17 protein-coding genes are annotated in these 21323 nt (G+C 66.9%); 10 read left to right on the top strand and 7 right to left on the bottom strand.

Going from position 1 to position 21323, the window contains the following annotated elements; genetic code table 11:
- The 4 genes from PU704_RS17680 to PU704_RS17695 form a co-directional block, all read left to right on the top strand.
- The coding region (locus tag PU704_RS17680; RefSeq protein ID WP_277552185.1) for a hypothetical protein at nucleotides 1–221 on the top strand (221 nt) is incomplete at its 5' end.
- Nucleotides 218–1756, top strand: a complete 1539-nt coding sequence (locus PU704_RS17685) for a hypothetical protein (RefSeq protein WP_277552186.1) — start codon at nucleotides 218–220, stop codon at nucleotides 1754–1756. The genes PU704_RS17680 and PU704_RS17685, both read left to right, overlap by 4 nt.
- Nucleotides 1753–3264, top strand: a complete 1512-nt coding sequence (locus PU704_RS17690; protein WP_277552187.1) for a type IV secretory system conjugative DNA transfer family protein — start codon at nucleotides 1753–1755, stop codon at nucleotides 3262–3264. Before PU704_RS17685 ends, PU704_RS17690 begins: the two co-directional genes overlap by 4 nt.
- Nucleotides 3265–3267: 3 nt before the next feature.
- Nucleotides 3268–3660 carry a DUF4913 domain-containing protein gene (locus tag PU704_RS17695; RefSeq protein WP_277552188.1) on the top strand — a complete coding sequence of 131 codons (393 nt, stop codon included), beginning with the start codon at nucleotides 3268–3270 and terminating at the stop codon, nucleotides 3658–3660.
- Nucleotides 3661–3752: 92 nt separating this feature from the next.
- Here PU704_RS17695 and mobF read toward each other — a convergent pair whose 3' ends face one another.
- On the bottom strand, nucleotides 3753–8273 hold the full coding sequence (gene mobF, locus PU704_RS17700) for a MobF family relaxase (protein WP_277552189.1): 4521 nt from the start codon (nucleotides 8271–8273) through the stop codon (nucleotides 3753–3755).
- A 525-nt stretch (nucleotides 8274–8798) separates the two neighbouring features.
- Between mobF and PU704_RS17705 the strand changes: the two genes are divergently transcribed.
- The 6 genes from PU704_RS17705 to PU704_RS17730 all read left to right on the top strand — a co-directional run bounded on the left by PU704_RS17705 (nucleotide 8799) and on the right by PU704_RS17730 (nucleotide 15417).
- On the top strand, nucleotides 8799–9230 hold the full coding sequence (locus tag PU704_RS17705) for a hypothetical protein (RefSeq protein ID WP_277552190.1): 432 nt from the start codon (nucleotides 8799–8801) through the stop codon (nucleotides 9228–9230).
- 1328 nt (nucleotides 9231–10558) lie between these two features.
- Nucleotides 10559–12064, top strand: coding sequence for a serine/threonine-protein kinase (locus PU704_RS17710; protein ID WP_277552191.1), 1506 nt, complete (start codon nucleotides 10559–10561; stop codon nucleotides 12062–12064).
- A 264-nt stretch (nucleotides 12065–12328) separates the two neighbouring features.
- On the top strand, nucleotides 12329–14113 hold the full coding sequence (locus PU704_RS17715) for a DEAD/DEAH box helicase (RefSeq protein ID WP_277552192.1): 1785 nt from the start codon (nucleotides 12329–12331) through the stop codon (nucleotides 14111–14113).
- Entirely contained in the window at nucleotides 14106–14333 is a 228-nt protein-coding gene (locus PU704_RS17720) for a hypothetical protein (RefSeq protein WP_277552193.1), read from the top strand. The genes PU704_RS17715 and PU704_RS17720 overlap by 8 nt, the downstream gene beginning before the upstream one ends.
- Entirely contained in the window at nucleotides 14330–14836 is a 507-nt protein-coding gene (locus PU704_RS17725; RefSeq protein WP_277552194.1) for a hypothetical protein, read from the top strand. The genes PU704_RS17720 and PU704_RS17725 overlap by 4 nt, the downstream gene beginning before the upstream one ends.
- A 296-nt stretch (nucleotides 14837–15132) precedes the next feature.
- Nucleotides 15133–15417 carry a hypothetical protein gene (locus PU704_RS17730; protein ID WP_277552195.1) on the top strand — a complete coding sequence of 95 codons (285 nt, stop codon included), beginning with the start codon at nucleotides 15133–15135 and terminating at the stop codon, nucleotides 15415–15417.
- A 287-nt stretch (nucleotides 15418–15704) separates the two neighbouring features.
- On the opposite strand, the gene PU704_RS17735 is transcribed toward PU704_RS17730, so the two are convergent.
- The 6 genes from PU704_RS17735 to PU704_RS17760 all read right to left on the bottom strand — a co-directional run bounded on the left by PU704_RS17735 (nucleotide 15705) and on the right by PU704_RS17760 (nucleotide 21008).
- Nucleotides 15705–16343 (bottom strand): NAD(P)-dependent oxidoreductase, encoded by a 639-nt coding sequence (locus tag PU704_RS17735; protein ID WP_277552196.1) that lies wholly within the window; start codon nucleotides 16341–16343, stop codon nucleotides 15705–15707.
- A gap of 355 nt (nucleotides 16344–16698) precedes the next feature.
- Entirely contained in the window at nucleotides 16699–18312 is a 1614-nt protein-coding gene (locus tag PU704_RS17740) for a hypothetical protein (RefSeq protein WP_277552197.1), read from the bottom strand.
- Entirely contained in the window at nucleotides 18312–18992 is a 681-nt protein-coding gene (locus tag PU704_RS17745) for an ABC transporter ATP-binding protein (RefSeq protein ID WP_277552198.1), read from the bottom strand. The genes PU704_RS17740 and PU704_RS17745 overlap by 1 nt, the downstream gene beginning before the upstream one ends.
- Before the next feature lie 186 nt (nucleotides 18993–19178).
- Nucleotides 19179–19736: a hypothetical protein gene (locus PU704_RS17750; RefSeq protein WP_277552199.1), complete on the bottom strand. Its 558-nt coding sequence runs from the start codon at nucleotides 19734–19736 to the stop codon at nucleotides 19179–19181.
- Between the two features lie 62 nt (nucleotides 19737–19798).
- Nucleotides 19799–20572, bottom strand: coding sequence for a hypothetical protein (locus tag PU704_RS17755; protein ID WP_277552200.1), 774 nt, complete (start codon nucleotides 20570–20572; stop codon nucleotides 19799–19801).
- A gap of 109 nt (nucleotides 20573–20681) precedes the next feature.
- Nucleotides 20682–21008, bottom strand: a complete 327-nt coding sequence (locus PU704_RS17760; RefSeq protein ID WP_277552201.1) for a hypothetical protein — start codon at nucleotides 21006–21008, stop codon at nucleotides 20682–20684.
- Between the last annotated feature and the right edge of the window lie 315 nt (nucleotides 21009–21323).

Below are 21323 nucleotides of genomic sequence, written 5' to 3' on the forward strand. Positions count from 1 at the left end.
TGGTGCGGTTCTCCATCCTGGTCACGGCAACGGTGGGTTCGGCCGGCCAGGAGTTGGCCAAGGCTGAGGCTGCTATCCGGCAGAAGGCGGCACAGGGCATCCAGCTGCGGTTGCGAGGGTGCGATCACAACGACGACGCGGCCTTCGCTATGGGTCTGGGACTGGGGATCGTCCCGGACAAGGCCGCCACACTTTCCGATGCGATGAGGAGGGCACTGTGAGCGTTCTTGATGATGTGATCGACCGGATCGGCAATCGACTCTTCGGTGAACGGGAAGGCGCCGCCGGCGGAGAACGGATGCCGGGACTGACCGCCAAGGGCTTCGACATGGCCGATGGTGGCCGGTGCTCTTGGGTGGAGGCTCCGCCAGAGTTCGCAGCCACCAGCGCTCAGACGGCCGGGCTATGGCCTTATTGCGTGGGCACCTCCTCTCCGCTGATTGGTGCCCCGCTGGGGCGCAACACCAATAACGGGTCGGTGGTGTGCGGAGACCCAATCAGCCTGTTCATCCGCGGCACGATCTCCTCCCCGTCGGGGTTCATCATGGGCCTCAACGGCCGGGGCAAATCCTCGGTGACGGTGCGGATTTGCCTCTACCTGTCCTCTCTGTCGTTCGTGCCGCTAATCCTCGGGGACCTCAAACCGGACTACGTGGGCATGATCAAGGAAATCGGCGGGCAAGTGATCCGGGTGGGTCCCGGCATCGGGTCGGTCAACCCCCTGGATGCAGGGCCGCTGTGGAACCGGGTCGACGAGCTGCCAGTGGCCAAGCGCAACGAACTGCTCTCGGAGATTCACACCCGCCGGGTCAACACGGTGCGCGGGCTGCTGGAGCTGGCTCGTGGCCGGGGCTTGGACACGGAAAAGCAGGAACCCACGGTGCTGTCCATGGCGATCCGAATCGCCACGGTCCGGGCCGAGGCGGAGGGGCGGCAACCTTTGCTGGGAGACCTGGTGACGGCAATCCGGGAGGCGCCGGCAGAGATGCAGGCGGTGACGCTAGCCAATGACGCCGCGGAGTTCCTGGCGGAGTCCAAGTCCTTAGTCAAAGGCTTGATCGGGTTGCTGGAGGACGGCCCGTTCGGGGACGTGTTCTGCAAGCCCACCACCCGACAGATGCAGGTGGACCGCCCGGCCTGCTTCGACGTCTCCGGGGTGGACATCTCTGATGAAATGATGCGCGCAGCGATCCAGATCGTGTGCTGGGCCTACGGACAGGCCGGGGTCTCGGCGGCCAAGACGCTGGCGGTGGCCGGGCTCGAGCCCGAGCGGCACCACCTGATGATCATGGACGAGCTGTGGCAGACCTTGCGCGCCTCGGAGCTGCTGGTGCACCAAATCGACGCGCTCACCCGACTGAACCGGCAAAAGGGCTTGGGGCAGATCATGATCACGCACACCATGAAAGACCTCACGCTGTCCACGGAGCAGCTGTCCGAGATTGCCCGCGGGTTCCTGGAGCGGTCCTCGGTGAAGTACTTCGGTGGGCTGGCGCGCAATGAGATGGAGCTGCTGGAGCAGGTCTTGCCGCTGTCCCAGCGGGAGAAGGACCTGTTGGTGGAATGGTCAGCTGAGGGCGCCACCGATCCGCGCACCGGGCAGTCGCTGCCTCCGCCAGGGCGGGGCCGGTTCATGATGAAGCTGGGGGAGAACGCCCCCGGGGTGCCGTTCAAGATGAATCTCACGGACACCGAGCACCGCATCCACGACACGAACGAGGCGTGGGTCGAGGCGATGGCGAGGGCCCGGGCATGAGCGGCTCGCTGTGGATGATGATCGTGGCCCTCGTACTGGGGGCAGTGACGGCGGCCTGGTGGTATTCCGAGCGTCGGGGTGGGTCGATGGGTGAAACCGTCAAGCGCCTCGACAGGGCGCACCCTGTTGGTGCGGTAGACCGGGACAAGCGCCAGGAGGAGGCCCATCAGCTACACCCGAACGCCCCGGGTATCGGCCCGGGTCTGAGCATCGGGGCGCTGGGCGAGTACGGGGACCGGCGCCTATACCAGGGGTGGCGGGAGTGTTCGGTGCATGTGTGGGGCACCGGACGGGGCAAGACCACCAGCCAGGTAGTCCGGCACGCGGCCGAGGCACCGGGTGCGTTTCTGATGACCTCGAACAAGGTGGACGGGGTGGCCGAGGTGATTGCCGCCCGCCGCGACCGGGGCCGGGTGTGGGTCTTCGATCCCCAGCGCATTCTCGATGAGGCCGGGGAACCGACAATGACGATCGACCTGTTCGCTTCGGTGGAGGACACCCGCACCGCCGATGAAGTCGCGGCGATTTTTGAATCCGCCTCTGCCGGGGCCGCCGGCGCGAGCGGTCGCGACCCGCAGTTCGATTCCCAGGGCCGGGACCTGCTCTCGGCATGCATCTTGGCCGCGGCCGAGGACGGGCGGGAGCCGGCAACCATTCTGGAATGGATCACCTCGGGGAAGTTGCGCGACCCCGAGACAGTGCTGCGCGATCACGGTCACACCGGTCGGGCCGCGATGCTGCGCGGCATCTCCCAGCAACCCGACGACACCCGCGGTTCGGTTTTCGCCACGGCCCAGCGCATGGCCTCAGCTCTGTCTCATGACGTGCTGGTGCGGTGGGCTACCCCGACCACGGGGGTGCGCCGGTTCGACCCTGACGCCTTCTTGGACAGCGACGACACGCTGATCTTGCTAGCCCAGGACACGGCCGGTTCCGGGGCCGCGTTCGTCTCCACGGTGTTGCATACGGTGTTCACTGCTGCGCAGAAGAGCGCCCGCCGCAATGGCGGTCGGTTGCGCGTGCCTCTGGTGGCCGACCTGGACGAGGTGGGTAACGTCGTGAAGCTGCCGGCCCTGGCCGAGTGGTACTCCTACTTCGGGTCGATGGGCATCGTGGTCTCTGCGTTCTTCCAAACCAAAGGGCAGGGGGTAACCATGCTGCGCCACACCGGATGGGAAACGCTGTGGTCGGCCGCCGCGGTGCGGGTCTACGGCGGTGGGGTGGATGACGACAAGTTCCTGGAACAGCTCTCCAAGGTCACCGGCAAATACGATCACCGCACACAGTCCTACTCCACTAGTCGAGGTGGGGGGCGCAGCACCTCCGTGCAGACCCAGCAGCGCGAGATTCTGCCCGTGGACAAGCTCGCCGCCCTGCCTCCGGGGCGGGCATGGGTGCGCACTAACAAAGGTGGGGGCACGATCGTGCGCACCGTGGGCTGGTTTGCCGATCCGCCGCTAGCCGCTTGGATTGCCGAGGGCTTGGACGAAATGAAGGAGGTCGGCTGAGCCATGAGTGACAGAGAGACCGATCAGTTCCCCGCCCCGGATAATCACCCAGCCCAGGATGAGGATGAGGCTTGGACGTCGCTGGTGTCATGGGTGGAAACACTGATCGTCAGCGTGGAGAGCTTCGACCACGAGGGCAATATGCATTGGTGCCCGCAGTGGTGGGCCCACCCCGAAGCGGTCGAGCGGTTCCGCGGGATGCATCAGCAATACCTTGCCTCGGCCCCCAACAAGGACCAGCCCCACGGACTGCTTTCTTCGTGGTGGACCGATCACTTCGACCGTCACGCGGCAGTGCTCTTCGCCAAGCGTGGCCCCTTCGGGGAATGCCGTGACGGGCACGTGGAGAAGCCGCGGCTCTCCACGGTGTCCCCGCCGACGGGATGGAGCACATAAGCAGACACGGCACCGTGGCCAGAGATAGGGCCGGGCATCCCATGAGGATGCCCGGCCCTACTTTTGCGTCCGCAGGAGGGTTCGACGTGTTGTTAGAGGTTGCGGCCGCCGGTGTCGCGCTGAGCTTGTTGCGCCCGCTGGGACGCGGCGGCAGCGCGGGCCGCTTCCTGCTGAGCCGTCGTGCGCTGGGGGGTAGGCGCATCCTTCTGTTGCTGGTGGGGGTACTTGGCGGCGTGGGCCTTACGCGCTTGTTCGGCTTGCTCTTGGCCCAGCTGGTGCAGGGACTTCCGCTGCGGTGTGTGAGGGGGTTCCGTCATGGGGGTCTCCTTGTTCTGGCTGACCAAAGTGGTGTCTTGCTCCTGCGAGGTGGGGCGTTCATTAGCCTGGCCGGCCCGGTACCGGGCCACAGCCGCATCGATGAGCTTCTGGCGGTTGGTGGTGCTGTCCTCTCCTTCGCTGGTGGCCGCGGCGGTGACAGCGGCCTGGCGGGCCTGCGGTGCCGGCATCGGATCGGCGGCCTGTCCACGGGTGGCGCGCAGCGCCTCTACGGTCTCCTGAGCTGGTGCCGGGGTAGTACGCACGCGCTCGGCCACGTGCGCCTCATCGACGGCCTGCCGGACCTGCTCGGGGGTCTGCGGGGCGGCGGTCGTAAGGGCGGAGTGCTTGTGCAGCGCGGTGGCCCGTGCCACCAGCGCGGCCGCGGTCGGGTCGTCCTGGTGGGCCGGGGGAATTAGGGCCGTCTCGTGGGCGGGGACGTTGTAGCGGTTGCGGTACGCCTCGACCTCAGCGGCGACCTGGTGCCATTCGGCCGCCTTGGCGGGCTTGGCCGGCACCGGGCCCAGCGCCGTAGTCCACTCCGGGCGGGCCTCGGCCAGCTCGGCCCCGCGCACCATGACGCGCTCCTCCAGCCGGGTGCGCAGCCGCTCCAACTGCTCCCGATACTGGGCCGGCACCTGCTGGTCGGTGATCAGTGGGGTGGGGGCCAGGTCCTCGCTCACCCGGCGCCCGTCCGCCACGGGGACCGGTGCGGGAGTCTTGCTGGCCACCGCCCGCACCTGCTGCTCAGCGGTAATAGCCTCCCCAATAGTGATGTGCGAATCAGTGCGGGTCCGCTCACCGCGGGTGATCTGCTCCATGGCCGCCTGGGGCGGGGAAAGGTGTGCGCGTCGCTCCTGTTCGGCGCCCATGGTCTGAGTCATCCACTCCAGCTTGGCGGCAGTGGTGGAGGTCCACCGCTCAGGCGGTAGGGCCTCCAGCTGGTCCCGGCCGAGACGAAGAGTGTTAGCCAGCTGCTCAGAAGGCATGAGCGCGAACGGGCGCTCCGCCCAGTCCGGGTTTTCGACCCGAGGCGGGTTTTTGGCGAATCCGGTGCGATCGGCCAGCTTTTGCAGGTGCTCGTCGGTGAGGTTCCCCAGGGGCCGGCGGTCGGTGTTGTCGATGATCCGTTGGGCGGACTCGATATGGTGCTCCAGCCGCCATGCGAGCACGGCGGCCGGGTCCTCGGCCCCACCAAAGCCCCGCTGGTTCACTGCCCTCGACAACAGTTCGGCCGGGTCCATGCCGGCCTGCTGGGCCGTGTGCAGGTGCGTGGCCACCGCACCCCATGCCTCGCTATTGGTGAAGTCCGCGGCCTTGTCCGCGCCCATGACGTCCACGGCAATCACGCGGGTCTTGGCCGTCCAGGCAGCCTCAGCGGTCTCGCGGTAGACCTCACTCAGGGTGGCGACGTCGCCGGCGCGCATGGCCTCGGCGGTCACGGTCTCGTGGGCGGACAGGTTCCGGTCGTAGGCCCCGGCGATCGCCTCCAGCACCTCATCCCGGGACTGCCCGTCGCTCAGGGCGATATAGAGCTGGTTGGTCTCGCGTCCTCGGGTGGCGGCCACGTAGGCGGCGGCCCGGTCGGTGGAGTCATCCAGGATGGCGTGGGCGGTGTCCACGGTGGCGCCCTGGGCCCGGTGTACCGTGGCGGCGTAGCCGAGCTGGCCGTGCTGGGCCAGGTAGTCGGCGTTCAGGGTGATCTTGCCGCCGTGGCCGGTGTGGCGCAGCGTCGCGGTGTCCGCCCCGACCTTCTCCACGGTCCACACATCGTTGTTCTTCACGAAGTCCTTACCGCCGTTGAGCTGCAAGGTCCGGTCGTTGCGGCGGGTCACCACGACGTCCCCGGTGTGGGCGGTGAGACCGTCGCGCAGCACCACTGACTCCCCGGTGGCCACCAGGTCCCCGGTGGCGATCCGGGCGGCCTGGGCCCGGGCGTTCAGGTCAGTAACAGTGGCGTTGTCGGTGGCGATCAGCAGGGACCGCTTGCCGGCCTCGGTGTCCTTTATCCAGGCCCGCAGCGCGGTGTCGGTCATGGCCTCGGTGTCCCCGGCCACGACGCGACGGTTCTCCAGGTACCAGGCCCACGGGGCGTCAGCGCCGGCCGCCGGGGGCTCGCGCAGCGCCAGCGACGCGACCGCCTCACCATCGGTGCGGAAGCGGTGGACAGCCTCCAGGCGGGTCGCTCCCACCTCGTTGTCGAGCAGGCGCAGCGCCCCACCGGAGCCGATGGCGCCCAACTGGCGGTCATCACCAATGGCGCGCACCACGGCCCCGTGCCGGGCCGCCACGTTCACGAGCTCGGCCAGCTTCGGGGTGGTGACCATGCCCACCTCATCGAGGATCACCACGTCCCCCGCACTCAGCTGGGCCGTCCCGGTGCGACCCGTGCGGTGGGCGATCAGGAAAGCATCAATGGTCGTCGCCTGCGCCCCAATGTCCTCCGACATAACGGCAGCCGCGGCCGCCGTGGGTGCCAGCCCGACGACGTTACCGCCGGTCGCCCGGACAGCATCAGCGGCCAGGGCCAGGCTGGTGGTCTTACCGGCACCGGCCGGACCAATACCCAAGGAGAGCAGCTTCTCGTCGGTGGCAAAGGCCCGCGCGAGGGCGACCTGACCGTCGCTCAGCGGGCCGGTGTGGGCGGCCAGCACCCCGTCAAAGGTCTGGGCGGAGACGGCCGGGATGACGGTGCGTTGGGCGGCGGCGAGCACCTGGTGCTCGGTCTCGAGGACCTCGCGGGAGGTAAACACGTGGGCGTCGGAACGGATGAACTGGCTGGTGCCATCGGCGCGGGTGAACTCCGCCAGGCGCGGCACATCGGCGGTCGGGGTGACCGACAGGCTGTGCGTGGTGGTGGCCTCGCGCACCACCTCGGCCACTAGCTCATCGGGCACGGTGCGCCCGATCATGGCTTCTTTCAGGTGCCGGCGGGTCTGAGCCTGGACGTGGTTCACGCTCCAGGTAGAGCGCTTCTGGGACAGCTCGTGCACCACCAGGTGGGCGTGCTCGGCCACGTTGATCTGGGTGGCGTCGGGGCCTGCCGGCATCCCGGTGGCGGCCGCCCGCACGTGGGCCAGCAGGTCGTCTCCGACCGGCATGCCCACCTGCTGCCCGTACTCCTGCCCCCACTGCTCGACCAGCTCGGACAGGCGCCGGGCGGACTTCTTCGCCGGCCTCGATTCCAGGGTGGCCTGCTGGGCCAGGGCGATCTTCTGCTTGGGCGACGGGGCGTAACCGTGCCGGTCGATGAACTCCGCGTGCAGCCGCTCCACGGTCCCGGCAATGTCAGCCCGACGGGAGGAGGCGTGATGAATCGCGTCCAAGTCCACCCCGGCAATCTCATAGATCGGCTCGTCCCCACCGGCCATCCGCGGCACCGCGGCGACCCCCAGAGAGGCGGTGACCTTCTCCATCACCTTCGCGTTGTAGGTCTCTGAGGCGGACACGCCCATGCGGTACAGGGTGCGTCCGTCCAAGGCCGACCACTGGCCGTCAGCGCCCAAGACCTTGTTGGAAATGACCACGTGATCGTGCAACTGCGGGTCCCCAGTCCGGGAGTCATAGTGGCGGAACTGGGTGGCCACCAACCCGCCCTCCACGTCGATCTGGCGGACCCCGTTGTACCCGCGCCGGGTGTAGGTACCCTCCTGCTCTAGGAAGCTCAGGGTCTCCGCGATGGCCTCGTTGTGCGCAGCCTCGACCGCCTTGCGGGCCTCGTCCCCACCCAGGGCCCAGAGCAAGGAGACCGACTTGGCGGGGGAGAACACCAGGTCATAACCGGCCACCGTCTGCTGCTTCGGGGTGGTCTGAGCGGTGATGAACCGGCCCAGCTCCTCCTTGTTCCGCACGTCGCGCCCGTGCGTCTCCCGGAACAGCTGGCCCGCGACGCGACCGCGGATCGCCTGCCGTTCCTCCCCACTCGGGGCGGCACCAGTGGTGCGCTCGTGCCGGGCAGTCTCCTCGTCCAGGCGGCGGGTCAGCTCCGTGTTGGCCGTGGCATAACGGCGATAGGGCCGCCCCAAAGCCACATCTTTCGTGGTGCCACCATCACCCAGGATGCGGTCCGCGTCCGGGTGGATGCCCTCCCCGAACAGGGCGGCCATCTGCGCCTCAGTGACCTCCCCGGACACCCCCAACAGCGCCTTGGAGTGGGCCACCCAATGGCCCGGGGGCATGCCCTCGACGGTGTAGTAATCACCCAGCTCGCGCCCCTCAGCGCGCAGCTCATCAGCCGAGGCGACCTCGGAGGTGTAGTAGGCATAACCGTCCCCAGCGCTGAGCTTATGGACGGTCATCACAGGGCTGATTCTCGCGTGTTCGGCCTCGGTTATCAACAATGCAAGAGGTGTGACGTTCTGATAGGGCGTGGAGGGCCGATGCGAGCTTGCGAGTCATTGGATCGGAGCGACCCAGAAAGTCCGTCACGACAGTGACGCGGTTGTGCCCACGAGACTTGGAGTGTGGGCAGGGGATGCCAAGGGAGGACGAGGAACGAGGACGAACCGCAGAGCATCAGCTGTCCACACTCCAAGTCGATTGGATGCAAGCGAAACCAGGTTGTCCACATGTGTCGTTCATGTGGACAACCTGCACGAGGTTTGGTGGGGGCTGTGGGTCCGGTGGAGAGACCGGAGGATGAATCTCGGAGGCGGTCCACAGCCCCCACCAAAGCTCGTAGCACTGCCGCCGGGCAGGCGCCCTCTTGCGCGTCGCCGGCTCGGCCGGCGGAACGGTCGGGGTGGAGAAGTTGGTCTATGACCGTTAGGGGCTGATTGGTGTTCAATGGGATGGAATGGTGTTGCTGATGTGAAGGAGGCGTGGTGGCGCAGCGTAAGAGTGCGACGAAGACCGAGGCGCGGGAGCGGGCCCGCCGGGCGGCTGCGGAGTCGATGGCCCGGGAGCAGCGGTTGCTGGAACTGGGTGAGGAGTTCTTCGTCGCTCAGGGTGAGTCCGAGCAGATCATGGAGGCGGCTGAGCAGCGGATCGCTGAGCTTCGGGCCAAGGCCGAGCATGAAGCCGCGCGGGCCAAGGAGGATCAGGGGCGCGTGGTTGCCGGCATGAGGGGTGAGCGGGTCACGGTGCCGGAGATTGCGCAGCGCCTTGAGCTGTCGGTGGCCGAGGTGCGTGGCCTCCTCAAGAACTCCGCAGCCGCCACCTACGAAGATGATGCTGACGGCGGGAGCATTTCGGCGAATGGTGAACAGCCAACTGTGGAGGCGCCCGAGCCTGAGCCTGCGCACGTCGATGCCTAACTAGGCACTGTCCTGCGAATCGATGTGACGTCGTTCCTATGGAACGACACGGGCTCCATCACCCAGCGGGGGCAAGTGGTTCCAGCCTGTACGGTGGAAGTAAGCCCTACAGGAAGTGGCCTATGAGCGACGACATCCTTGCCGTGATTTCCTTGCTCTTCGGCGTGGTGCTGATCCCCTCGGTGGGTGTGCTGGTGACCCGGATGGCGGCCGAGGGAAACATGGTTCGCAACGGCACGGCCGGTATCCGCACCCGATACACCAAAGCATCTGATGCGGCCTGGGCGGCTGGTCATGCTGCGGCGTTGCCGAGGGTGCGGGCCACGGTGCCCATTGCGGTGGTGACCGTGGCCGCGGCCGCCGGGGCCACCTTGCTGGGTGGGGGTGGATGGGGTGTTGGCGTGGGGATGGCCGGATTCCTTATAGAGGTGGCTGCGCTGATTTCTGCCACCGACCCCGCCAACACTGCGGCCCGGGACGCCGTTGGGCCCCTACTGAAATTTCCGTGCGCTACCCCAATTCGCGCGACAGGTCCTAGATCGTGCCGTCCCGGCGAGGTGATGTCAGAACAGGGTGGGATGGTCGGAGTCGATGCCATGCACGAGCTCGCGCACCACGTCTTCGTCCCACCCGTGGGTTTTGAGTTCGTCGCGCAGCTGTCGGGATCGCGCCGAGCGTTCGGCCCCTCATCGCCCGATCGGCCATGTTCTCTGGCCCGGAGCCCAGCAGCAGGTGGGTGGGGGACTCCGGGACGGCGTGTACGCACAGCGGGACGTTGCACCAGTGCAGCGCGGTCAACCCCTCGATCGCCCCCAGGCCACCGTAGACGGTGGCCAAGGAGAAGCGGTGGGCGGCAACGGCCCTCTGACCATGAGCGGTGGGCAACCAGAAGCAGCCGTAGCCGTCATCGCTGATCACCCTGAGCCACAGCCAGCACGAATCGTGATCCGGGCCTTTGAGGACGTAGGAGTAGAAGCGCTCAACGTCGGGCAACTGCACGACGGGCCTCGGCTTGGTGGACCAGCAGCAACAGCAGTCCCGTAATCACCGCGCCGACTCCGATCGCCCGCGCCGATGTGTCGTTCTCGCCGATGCTGCTCCCGTAACTTAACCAGCTGTGGATCGAGTTCTGGAGGACCGCGCCTCAAGCGGTCGGGGCGTCTGAAACCGAAGAATCACAAGTGTAGATGTGCCCGCCGGCCCTCCATTTAATAGTTGCTGTTGGTGCAACTATTCCTGTGATATAATTGATCTATGAACAATAATTTTTTCAGAAAGGGACGATCATGCGTCTTGGTGGCTTGAGCGAGGTCGCAGAGGAGCTGGGCGTGACCCCCCAGCGCATCGCCGCCTTGCGCCAGCGACCCGATTTTCCAGATGCCATCGGAGAGATCGCCCAGGGCCCAATCTGGGATCTTGACGTCATCCGGGCCTGGGACAGCTCCGGGTTGCGTCAGAAGAAGGCCGGGCGACCGAAGTCCGATCTGACGGTCAGGACCCTGGGCGGCCGGTTCATCCTTGAACTTCCGGCAATCGGAAGCGGCGGGTTCGCCGACGTCTTCCGGGCGACCGACCGTAAGACAGGGGACCTCGTCGCGGTCAAGGTACTGCGGGACACGGCAACCGTGGATCCGGAGGCGATCAGTCGCTTCAAGCGAGAGCTACGGCTGTTGGAAGGGCTCGCTCACCCCAACGTGATCTCCGTGATCGCGCAAGGCGAGACCGACGAGCAGGACGTCTGGTATGCAATGCCCTTGGCGCAGGGCAGTCTGGCCGACTTCATCGGGAAGGTCGACGGCAACCCGCCACTGATCGTGGACATCATGCGTCAGATCTGCGCTGGACTCACGTACATCCACGGCAACGGGGTCTACCACCGCGACCTGAAGCCCGCGAACGTGCTGCGACTTGAGAGCGGCGAATGGGCCGTGTCCGACTTCGGTCTCGCCGTCGAGGCCGAGCGGGGTACGGACCCGCTCACATCCACGCTTCGTGCAGGCATGGGCTCCTGGGTATACGCAGCGCCGGAGCAGTGGGCCCGGGCGCGAAGCGCCGACCACCGTTCGGACGTCTACAGCCTCGGAAAGATTCTGCAGGAGCTCGTGACCCAGGAGTACCCGGTAAATACGGAGATGGCGGCGGGCCCTCTACGACCGGTCGTTGAGCGCGCCACCGCGAACAGCCCCGCTGGCCGATACGCCTCAGTGGCAGAGTTCCTCGAAGCGCTCGAGCGCTCACTCGGCGCGCACCAAGAGCACGAGAACTGGGAGTCCCGCGAACAGACTGCAGAACGACTTCGCGACCGGATGCTCAGCCCTTCGACAACGCCTGCGGACCTGATCGAGATGCTCGAGTGGGCCACCGTTCTCGATGAGTCTGATGACGATGACATGAAGGCGCTCAGCCGTGTCCTCCCGTGGTCCACTTCCTCGTCCATCGAGTTCCTCTGGAACCAGGACCGTGGCGCGTTCCGTCGCCTGTTCGAGCGGTTCACCGACTACGTCAAGCGCACCGCCTTTTCGTTCGAGTACTGCGACGTGCTCGCGAACTTCATGCGCCGCGTCGTCGACGTCGCCGGCGACTCCAGCATCCTGCGCATGACCGTTGCCGCCCTCGCCGTCCTCGGCCCCGACCACAACCGCTGGCACGTGCGAGACGTGCTGATCTCAGTCCTACAGGACATCAAGTCGGAAGAGATGTCGATGGCTGCTATCGAGGGACTGCGATCGGTGAGCCGCGGCCAGGTTGCCTGGTCCATCACCGACTTCACCGTTCGCACGCTGCCACCTGCGATCCGGGTCGGCATCGCGGACTGGATCAGCGAGGCCAGCTGATGACCCCTCGCACGACGTCGAGGAAGGGGGGTGAGGAACATGACCAAAGGAAGAAGGGCCGCATCACGCGGCCACGCCCGCAGCGCCGTCTCGGGACGCTTCGTGAAGCTCAGCTACGCGAAGCGTAACCCGAGAACGACGGTGGTTCACAAGAAGAAGAGCTGAGCGGCTGAGACTTCGCGTGACACCAAGCGGGGCCGCCTTGGCCGGCGGTCCCGCTCCAGCATAGACACCAACCCATCACCACAATGTTCGGAGCAGCAAGTGAAGATCGACCAGTACGCGGCCATACAGCCCGTAATTGCAGGCAATACCGAGCTGCGGGAGCCGCAGCTCCTCGCCTATGAGGCGATCGAGAACCACGACTTCCAAGCTGCCGACGCCCGCGAGGTGTCGATCGTCCTGCCAGTCGGGTGCGGCAAGTCCGGTCTCCTCGCCCTCGCACCCTTCGCCACGAAGTCGAAGCGCACCCTGCTTGTCGCGCCGAACCTAAAGATCGCCGACCAGTTGCTGGGAGACCTCACGCCCAGCAACCCAAAGTATTTTTACACGAAGCGCAACGTGCTCGCAGGTGGGCCGTTCCCAGAGCCAGCAGAAATCCGCGGAACCTCCAGCAACGTCGGCGACCTCGAAGAATCTGACATCGTCGTCACGAACATCCAGCAGCTGCAGCGCGAGAACAACAAGTGGCTCGGGAAGCTCCCCAGCGACTTTTTCGACTTGATCCTCTTCGACGAAGGACACCACAACGTCGCCGAGAGCTGGAACGTGCTGCGACGCAAGTTCCCGGACACGCGAATCCTGAATGTGAGCGCCACCCCAGCCCGGGCAGATGGAAAAGTGATGACCGGCGAGGTCATCTACAGCTACCCGATCTCCAAGGCCGTCGAGAAGGGGTACGTCAAGCGCATCAACGGATACCGGCTGAACCCCACCACGCTGCACTACGTTCGCCACGAGGGAGATACCGAGGTCGAGGTCTCTCTGGATGAAGTGCGCCGTCTCGGCGAGGAAGACGCCGGCTTCCGCCGCAGCATCGTCAGCTCAGAGGCCACCCTCACCACGATCGCTGAAGCATCCATCCGCAAGCTTCAAAAGATGCGGGAGTCCACCAGCCAGCCCCGTCTGAAAATTATCGCCTCCGCTCTCAATATGGAGCACTGCAAGCAGGTCGTCGCGAAGTACCGTGAACTGGGGATGCGCGCCGACTTCGTCCATAGCCAGCTGGCAGAGAAGGCGAACGAGCGCATACATGAAAAGCTCGAGAATCATGAGCTCGACGTCATCGTGCAAGTGCGGAAGCTTGGTGAAGGCTTCGATCACCCGTACCTTAGCGTCGCCGCGGTGTTTAGCATTTTCAGCAATCTCGGACCGTTCATGCAGTTCGTCGGCCGCATCATGCGCACGATTCCCGGCGTGGATCCCTTCGACCCCGTCAACGATGGAGTCGTAGTCTTCCACGTCGGAGGCAACATCACCGGCGTCTGGACAGACTTCCAGCAGTTCGCGGAGGCCGACCAGGCCTTCTTCGCCAACCTGATCGACGAAAGCCTGGTGGAACCCACGCCTACCCGCGAACCCGGCACAGGAGGCAACGGCGGGGGCGGCAATCTGCCAGTAATCACCGCGCAGGACGATGTCCTGCTGGAGAGCCTCACCCTGCTCACCGCTGACCCCAAGGTCGCAGCGGCACTCGCAGTCCTGCAGGACGCCGGCATCAGCACGGGAGAGCAGTTCGACCGGTTGCAGCGGATCACCCCGACCAAGCAGGCTTCCCGCAAGGCCAAGCGGGCGTTGCTCGACGACCTCGTGAAGACCGCCGTCGGCAAGCTCCTCGCCAAGCACAGCCTCAGACACGCCGGCCGGGACTTCGATAAGACCCGTGAGAACTTCAAGGTCGTGAAGTCCGCCATTGACCTTCGGATCAAGAAGACGGTCCCCAGCGGCGCGGCCACCCGCAGCGAGTACTCCGCCGCGGACCTGGACCATCTCATCGACGAGTTGCCCAGGATCGTCGACCATGTGGAAGAGGAGTTGCGCCGTGGGTAAACAACGCTCGCTGCTGAGATCCCTTACCACCGGCTTCGCCGGACGCAAGCACTGCTGCAAGGGAAACAAGCGCCATGTCATCCTCAAGGGCAACCGGATTCTGGTAATCAAGATCGAACGCAACAGCTTTCACTACTGCCTCGACTGTGCGCTCAAGTTCATCGCCACAGCCCGGAAGGACCTCACCGCGCTCGAGACCGAGCTGCAGGCGACACCATGACCTTCGGACGCCACCCAACAACATGGACTTTCACACTCGATGAACGATCCACGCACTCATCTATCATCGCGACCGGTGACCAATCACCCCCGATCTTCATGACACCGGAGACGATCACCACACTCGCCAGGACCTTCCAGCGCACGGCAAGCACTCCGACAGACGTGGCAGCGCTCCTTCAGCTGTCCGTCGACCTGCTTGAGACCAGCGTCGTTCACTACGAGTTCGCTGCGACTGCGTTGGAGAAAAGCTTGCAGGCTGTCGAGGCGGCCCTTCGCCACCGCTTCACCGCGGGCAAGAACACCACGTTCAGCAAACTGATACGACGCTTCCAGCAAGAGACTCATCCCGCACCCAAGGTAGTAGAGATACTGACGTTTGCACGGGAGTTAAGGAACATGGCTGCGCACCCCATGACAGCCCCGGCCCTCCCGATCGTCGTCACTGTGTCCTCCGTCGGCCGCTCCCACGATCTCGTGGCCGAAATATTTCCCGATATTTGAACTGTCCCCTGCAAGAGAGCATCGGTGAGGGACGGTTAGTGATGACCGTCGTTGACAGGTGCCCGAGCGTCTCGCCGGGTACCGCCTGTGGCTCTTCAACATGATCGCAGCGCGGTGTCCAGTGCGCTCAGGAGCTAGGCAGCGAATGAAGCATGGCCGGCAGCTCGTGCTGCCCTCCTCGCCCGGCCGTCGTTCTCTCGGGCAGTGTCCGGTAGCGGACCATATGTAAAGCAATAGGTCAGTGCCACTTTCGGTCACAGTTCCCGGCCGCTTCTTTCCGGTGGTGAGGATTGGTCATGAGTTGGCATGAAGCCGCAGACGGCAACGAGAGCGCAGGGGAGAGGGTGCCGTACGGCCAGGCCGCCGAAGCACCCGGTGATATCGGCGCGACGGCGAAGCAACTGCACTTGGGCCAGCGGGTGCAGGCCCACGGGCACGGGGCGGCGCACGGGGCGGGGACGGTGGAGACGGTCGCGGTCGAGTTGGGTGTGGTGTGGATCCGCGAGGACGGGCTGGGAGAACGCAAGCTCCTGGACCTACGGGAATACCAGGTCCACCCACGAGATCCCACCGAGGGATGACCTGAACCGACCCACTCCGCACGCCCCCGCGAACCTAACAACGCCGGGCACCTCCACACCATCCCTGGGGGGACCATCCGGTTCCCGCGCCGCCTTCTGCGACCGCACCCAGGAGGACTCTGACGAACTCATCCTCCCGACTCCACGAGTACGGCCTTCTCCCGCAAAGATGCCCCATCACGGGCCCGATCCCGTATCGGGCGTCGAGCAACTCAGCATGGGGGCCGTCGTCCTGCGCTGGTGTAGGGGCAACCCGGTGGTCGATGGTCGCCAAGGCTCCGCGCGGCTCAGTTGCTCACAGCCGGGGCGTCGGTGATGTGGCGGGCATCGAGGAGCTGGGTGACGGCGAAGGCAGCGATGTCGCCGGCGGCCGCCGAGGAGCCGATGGCGTCGTGGCCGAAGTAGCCGACGTACTTCAGCCCGCGGCCCCGACCCGGGGTGTGGTGCAGGAAGCGCACGATCGTCCAGTCCAACTCAGCCCCGGTGACCGTGGCCATCATCTGGCGCATCTGCCCGTGAACACGCGGGCGCAGGGCTCTGAGCAGGACGCGGTGAATTTTCACCACCGGGGTGGGTTGCTCCTTCGGGCACAGTCCGACGGCGGGGCTACCCAGGCCGACGTAGCGGCGCACCCCGTGGTGCTGCATCGCGGCCACTATGTGCGCGGTGCCTTCCACCAGGTGGGCACCGGGGCCATCCAGTCGCGGATCGAGCGTGTTGACCACGGCCTCGGTCCGCTCCAGGGCCGCGGCCACGGCCACCGAGTCGGTGAGCTGCCCGCCCACCACCTGCACCCGGTGCCCCCAGGTGCTGGGCACCGTGCTGGGGTCCGAGACGAAGACCATGGCCTCATAACCACGCCAGATCAGCTCCTCGACGACCTTGCCGCCGACCTCGTTATCCGCACCGAAGACGGTCACGCGCATGGGATCCCCCAATCCCTCGAAACATGCACACGCTGCCCTTCCACCCTAGGCACCCGGGATCTGCGCCGACGGCACCCGAGCAGCACCCTCTGGTGACAAGCCACGATGCCGGACCGCAACGCATCACCGGCAAACACCAACCCCCGTTCGGCGGATGATCGAGATCCCAGCGTCCCCGAACCGGAGGACAGCCACCACCAGAGCAGAGCCTGCGGACCCACCAAGGACACGGCGGTGCTACGCAGGCCAGATCCCCGACCACATAGCCGAAAACGAACCCCTACTGCACCACGTGAGCACGGTGGGTGTGGTTCGGCCCGACCGTGACCCTCAGGTGCCTGGTCCGGGGATGGGCTCAGCGTTTCCGGTCAGTGCTGATGGCCAGGACCACGGCGGTGACCGTCAGGACGAGGGCGGCGGCCAGGGCCGGCGCCCAGGCAGCGGGGTGGAGCAGCACTGTGGCAGGTGCCGCTAGCAGGGCAGGAACCATGACCAGACCACGGCTGTAGCCGATCAGCTGCGCCACAGGCACCGGGCCCAGGGGTGTGTCGATCGGGGGCTGGGTGTGGTCCGGTTCCGGGGCCAGGGCGCGGTAGAGGCCGACCGCACCGATTCCGGCCCCAGAAACGGCACCGAGGAGCATCAGTGCCGCGTAGCTGGTGCCGACCGTGAACCCGGCCAGCAGTGCCACGGCGGCCAGGACCGCGGCGTTGAGCACGCACGGGACCACTAGGTGCACGAGGGCGGCTGCGGTAGGTCCCAGCGGCAGGTTCCGTTCGGCGGCGGCCCCGGCGCGCAGATCGACCAGATAGGCCGTGCCGCGGCTCAGCCCCCGGTATCCCACCACCAGCAGCGCAGCCCAGCTGGCGAGCACCACGGTGTGGGTGAAGGAGGCCAGCACCACCACGCTCAGCCCGAGGTCCACGGCCAGCCCGGCCCGCCACCGGGTGGTCCGCAGTGCGGTGAGCGAAGCGAACAGCACCACCGTGCGCGGACCGGACACCCAGCCCGGCGTGGTCCCCGGCAGCGCCCGCACGCCGGTCACCGTAGTGGGTGTCAGGGCCGCGTGCAGGTCCTGGGTCGACAGCAGGGACACGGCGTTGGACAGGTGGCGCGTTCGTGCTCCGGCCGCCCGCATCTGTTCCCCGCCCAGGGCCCGCGCCCACCGCAGCGCCCAGACCCAGAACAGGCCGGCCACCACCGCCAGTGCCCCCGCGACTCCCACGGCCCACAAGGGTGGCACAAGGACACCCCACCGACCGGGGACCCCATCCCGGATCCCGGCCAGCACGACCAGGACAGCCCCCAGGGCCACGAACCAGCCCACCCAAGGGCGAGATCGTCGCGACGTCGGGACCCCGCCTGCGGCTTGGGCCCAGACGGCGACACCGACCGCGCTGACCCCCAGACCGGCCCCACACACCAGCGGCGCTACCGCCTCCCACCACTGCTCCCCCCACCCGGTCGCTAGCCCGGCGCCCCACAGCAGCAGCACACCAGTGCCACCGAACAGCGCTCCGACCGCAGCAGCAGGCCACAGCATCCGGCGCACTGCCCGGACCGGTTCCTGCGCCCCGGCCCCGGGCAGCGGCCACACCCACACCGCCCGCTCCGGGGACACCCCTACCGGTCCCAGCCCGCGCAACAGGTCCACGGCACCGACCCAGGCGACCGCAAGCAGCACGACTGCTCCGAGCACCGGCGCCCCGGCCCCCACCCAGGCGGCGGCCCGGTGGTGCAGCACCCCGCCGGGGGAACCGGCGTCCACCAGATCCCCCAGGGACGCACCGAGACCCACGACCCCAGCGACCGCCCATGCCACCAGCACCACCGTCACGAAGAGCCCCGTGTACACATCGACGAACCGGTCCGCGAGGGGAGCCCGTCCGCGGATCTGGGCCCGGGCTCCCCGCAGGAACACCTCAATCTCGACGGGCCCTGCAGGCTTCAGGCCGGCACCAATCGTCACTACTGGCCCTCCCACGGCACGTCAGCCACAACCGATGGCAGGGCACCGTCGGAGTCCATGGTCAGCACCGTGGTGCCCACCGCGGCCGCCAGCGACGCATCGTGCGTGGCGATCAGCAACCCCGCCCCCGCTTCGCGGGCGACGACCAGACGGTCGGCCAGCCGGGACCGCATCAGCGCGTCCAGGCGCTGTTCGGGCTCATCGAGCACCAGCAACTCAAACGGGCGGATTAGTGCCGCAGCCAGCAGCGCCCGCCGGCGCTGACCCGAGGACAGAGCGAACGGCGAGGCCTCGACCCGGTCCTGCAACCCGAACTCCTCCACCGCACGGGCCGCCACCTCCGGCGCATTGGCCACCCCGTGACCGCGCAGCACCAGTTCCAGGTGATGCCCCACCGACACCCCGGGCAGAAAGGCGTCCTCATCGAACAGACAGCTCACCGCCCGGCGATAAACCAGTGAGTTCTCCACCACCGGCCCGCCCTTCAGCCACCGATTCCCACTTACCGGAGCCTGCTGGGCCACGGCCGTGCGCAGCACCGTGGACTTGCCCGCCCCGTTGACCCCGCGCAGCACCACTGCCTCCCCGGGACGCACCGCGAAGCTGACCCCGGCGGTCACCGGCACCCCGGCATAACCACACACCAGCTCACGGACAGACAGGACAGGGGCGGAGCTCATGGACAACAAGCCTTTCGACGGCAAGACGAGCTACCCATTCTTCCCTGGAGGCCCCGCCCAGGGCTCCCCCACTGGCCGGAGTTCCAGCAACGCACCGACCGAGCAAAATCGTGCGCCGAGGACCCTCACTGCAACGTCCTGGCCCCGGGGTGGAGTGTCGATGTCTCTCGTGCAGCGGGTGGGTAGTCAGCCGGTACGGTCGGCGCAACGCAACACGCGCAGGTAAGCCCAGGAGTGCCGGGCCCGGACGAGGCTGATCACGGCGAGACCGGCGAGGACGGGTACCCACCACACCCAGGACGGCTCCGCCACCAGGAGCCAGGCCAAGACCATGCCGACCGTGGCGGCCACAGCGTAGACCGCGGCCTCGACACGCTGGCAGGCCGTGACCCCGGCCGCCGTGCGCACCTGCGGATCCGGCGGCACCGTACCGTCCCGAGACGCCGACACCAGCGCGGGCCGAAGTCGCTCCGCAGGCACTTGTTGCAGGCCGGGCCGCGGGGCTCGCGCCAGACGGGCCAGCACATGGAACAGCACGACGAGGCCGATGAGCAACGCTACCCACCACGGTGTGTCCAGTACGGCGGGCGTGGCCGACGACCACCACAGCACCCCCGGCATCGCGATCGCCAGGACTGCGGCGGCAGGCATGGCCCGCACCACAACCCGGCCGGGTGTGGGCACCGGGACGGTCGCGACCCGCGGGGCAGGTCCGTCTGCGGCGGAAGTCGTGGGCTCATTCATGCCTGGACCCTACCGACCGGAACACCACGGAGAGGGCACCCGGTGCGGACGGTCCTGATGCGTCACAGCGGTGGGTCGAGGGGTTCGTCGACGGCGTGGATCACGTTGGTGAGGCTGCTGCCCCCGATGCCGTCCAGCGGGGTGATGTCCACGACGACGCCCGTCTGCACGTCCAGATGCACGCAGTACACCGTCGGGACCTCGCCGGTGGTGAGGGCCGGGTCCTCGGGGCCGTACTCAAAGATCAGGCTGGCCGGGCTGAGCAGCAGCGGGCAGCAACCGCACCGCGGGTCGTAGCCGCCGCCCCATTCCTCGTCCTCTTCGAGCAGCGGCCGACAGGTCGCCGACCACGTGGGACGACCCCGCAGCACAGTGGCCACGACATCACTGACCTCCACCCCCTGGCTGAGCTCTGCCGGATCGAGCATCGCCGTGAACTGGTAGTCACGCCACATCGGATCGCCGTGGTCGTAGTGCCACCCTTCCGGGCGCTGGGCGACCAGCCCGTCCGGACGCAGCACGACCCCCGTGTCCCGGGACGGCTGAACAGCGCACACCGCGCCGCCGTCGCCGTCGTGGTCGTTGCAGCTCACCAAGCTGACGGCTGTTCCGTAGGGCACGCCCTCGGCCGTCTCGACCCCCGCGCCGGAGCGCACGGTCAGCCGTCCGGCGCCCCGGTCGAGCCAGACCTCGACCGGGCCGCCGATCGGGGTGCTCCCGTTGTCCTGCAGGCACCGGTGGGTGAGGTGCACCGTGGTGAACCGCCACGGCGAGCTGGACGCCAGAGCGCAGAAGTCAGCCGCAGTGGGGATGCCGGGCAAGGACTCGCTGCTCATGCCACCGAGTAGAGCACATCCCCGCCCCGCGCGACGGACCCTTGAGATCAATCAACCGCACCGAAGAAGAACACCACATGCGAGGAACCCCCTCTGCAACGCCTCAGTGTCAGGCGATGAAGTCAATCATCGTGTTCGTCACCGGCCCCAGCGGATCTGCGGGGTCCGTGGGAACCAGTGCTGCGCGCAAGCGCTCACGCAGGTCATGGATGGGTTCCTCCCAGGGCACGAATCCTCCTGGGGCGCCGTTGATGTAGGTGCCGACGCGGACTTTGTCCTGCTCGTGGAACCGGACGATGCAGTCGATAGCTGTGTCCTCAGTCGCGGGATACCCCAATGCGCCTGCTTCCTGCATCACGTTGCCCACCGACACCCAATCGATCTCGTTGTATTCCCGCAGCTCGTGCTCGAGCTTTTGGAGATCTTCGTTCTCCATGAACTTCCCTTTCGGTGGTGTCCCGTGATCGCTGGGATTGGGTAACCTCTGCGACCCACGTTGCTAGGGAGCCCACCCATCCCGCTGGGTACGTCAGCCGATGACCCCGGCCTGCGGAACAGTCACTCTGCGATATCGGAACCCCAACCGCATCACAGTGGGTCCCGGATTCCACTCCGGATGAGGCCACCGCGGCCGTCAATTGATCTCCTTCTGGCACGCATATAGGCCTCATGTAGGGTCGCCCCACGGTATGGCCGACCTGTCGGTAAGGAGCACTCACGGGTCTCGTCTGAGAGGGCGAGAGAAGGGCAG

The sequence above is a fragment of the Kocuria oceani genome (genome assembly GCF_029524215.1).
In the GTDB taxonomy this organism is placed as follows: domain Bacteria; phylum Actinomycetota; class Actinomycetes; order Actinomycetales; family Micrococcaceae; genus Kocuria; species Kocuria oceani.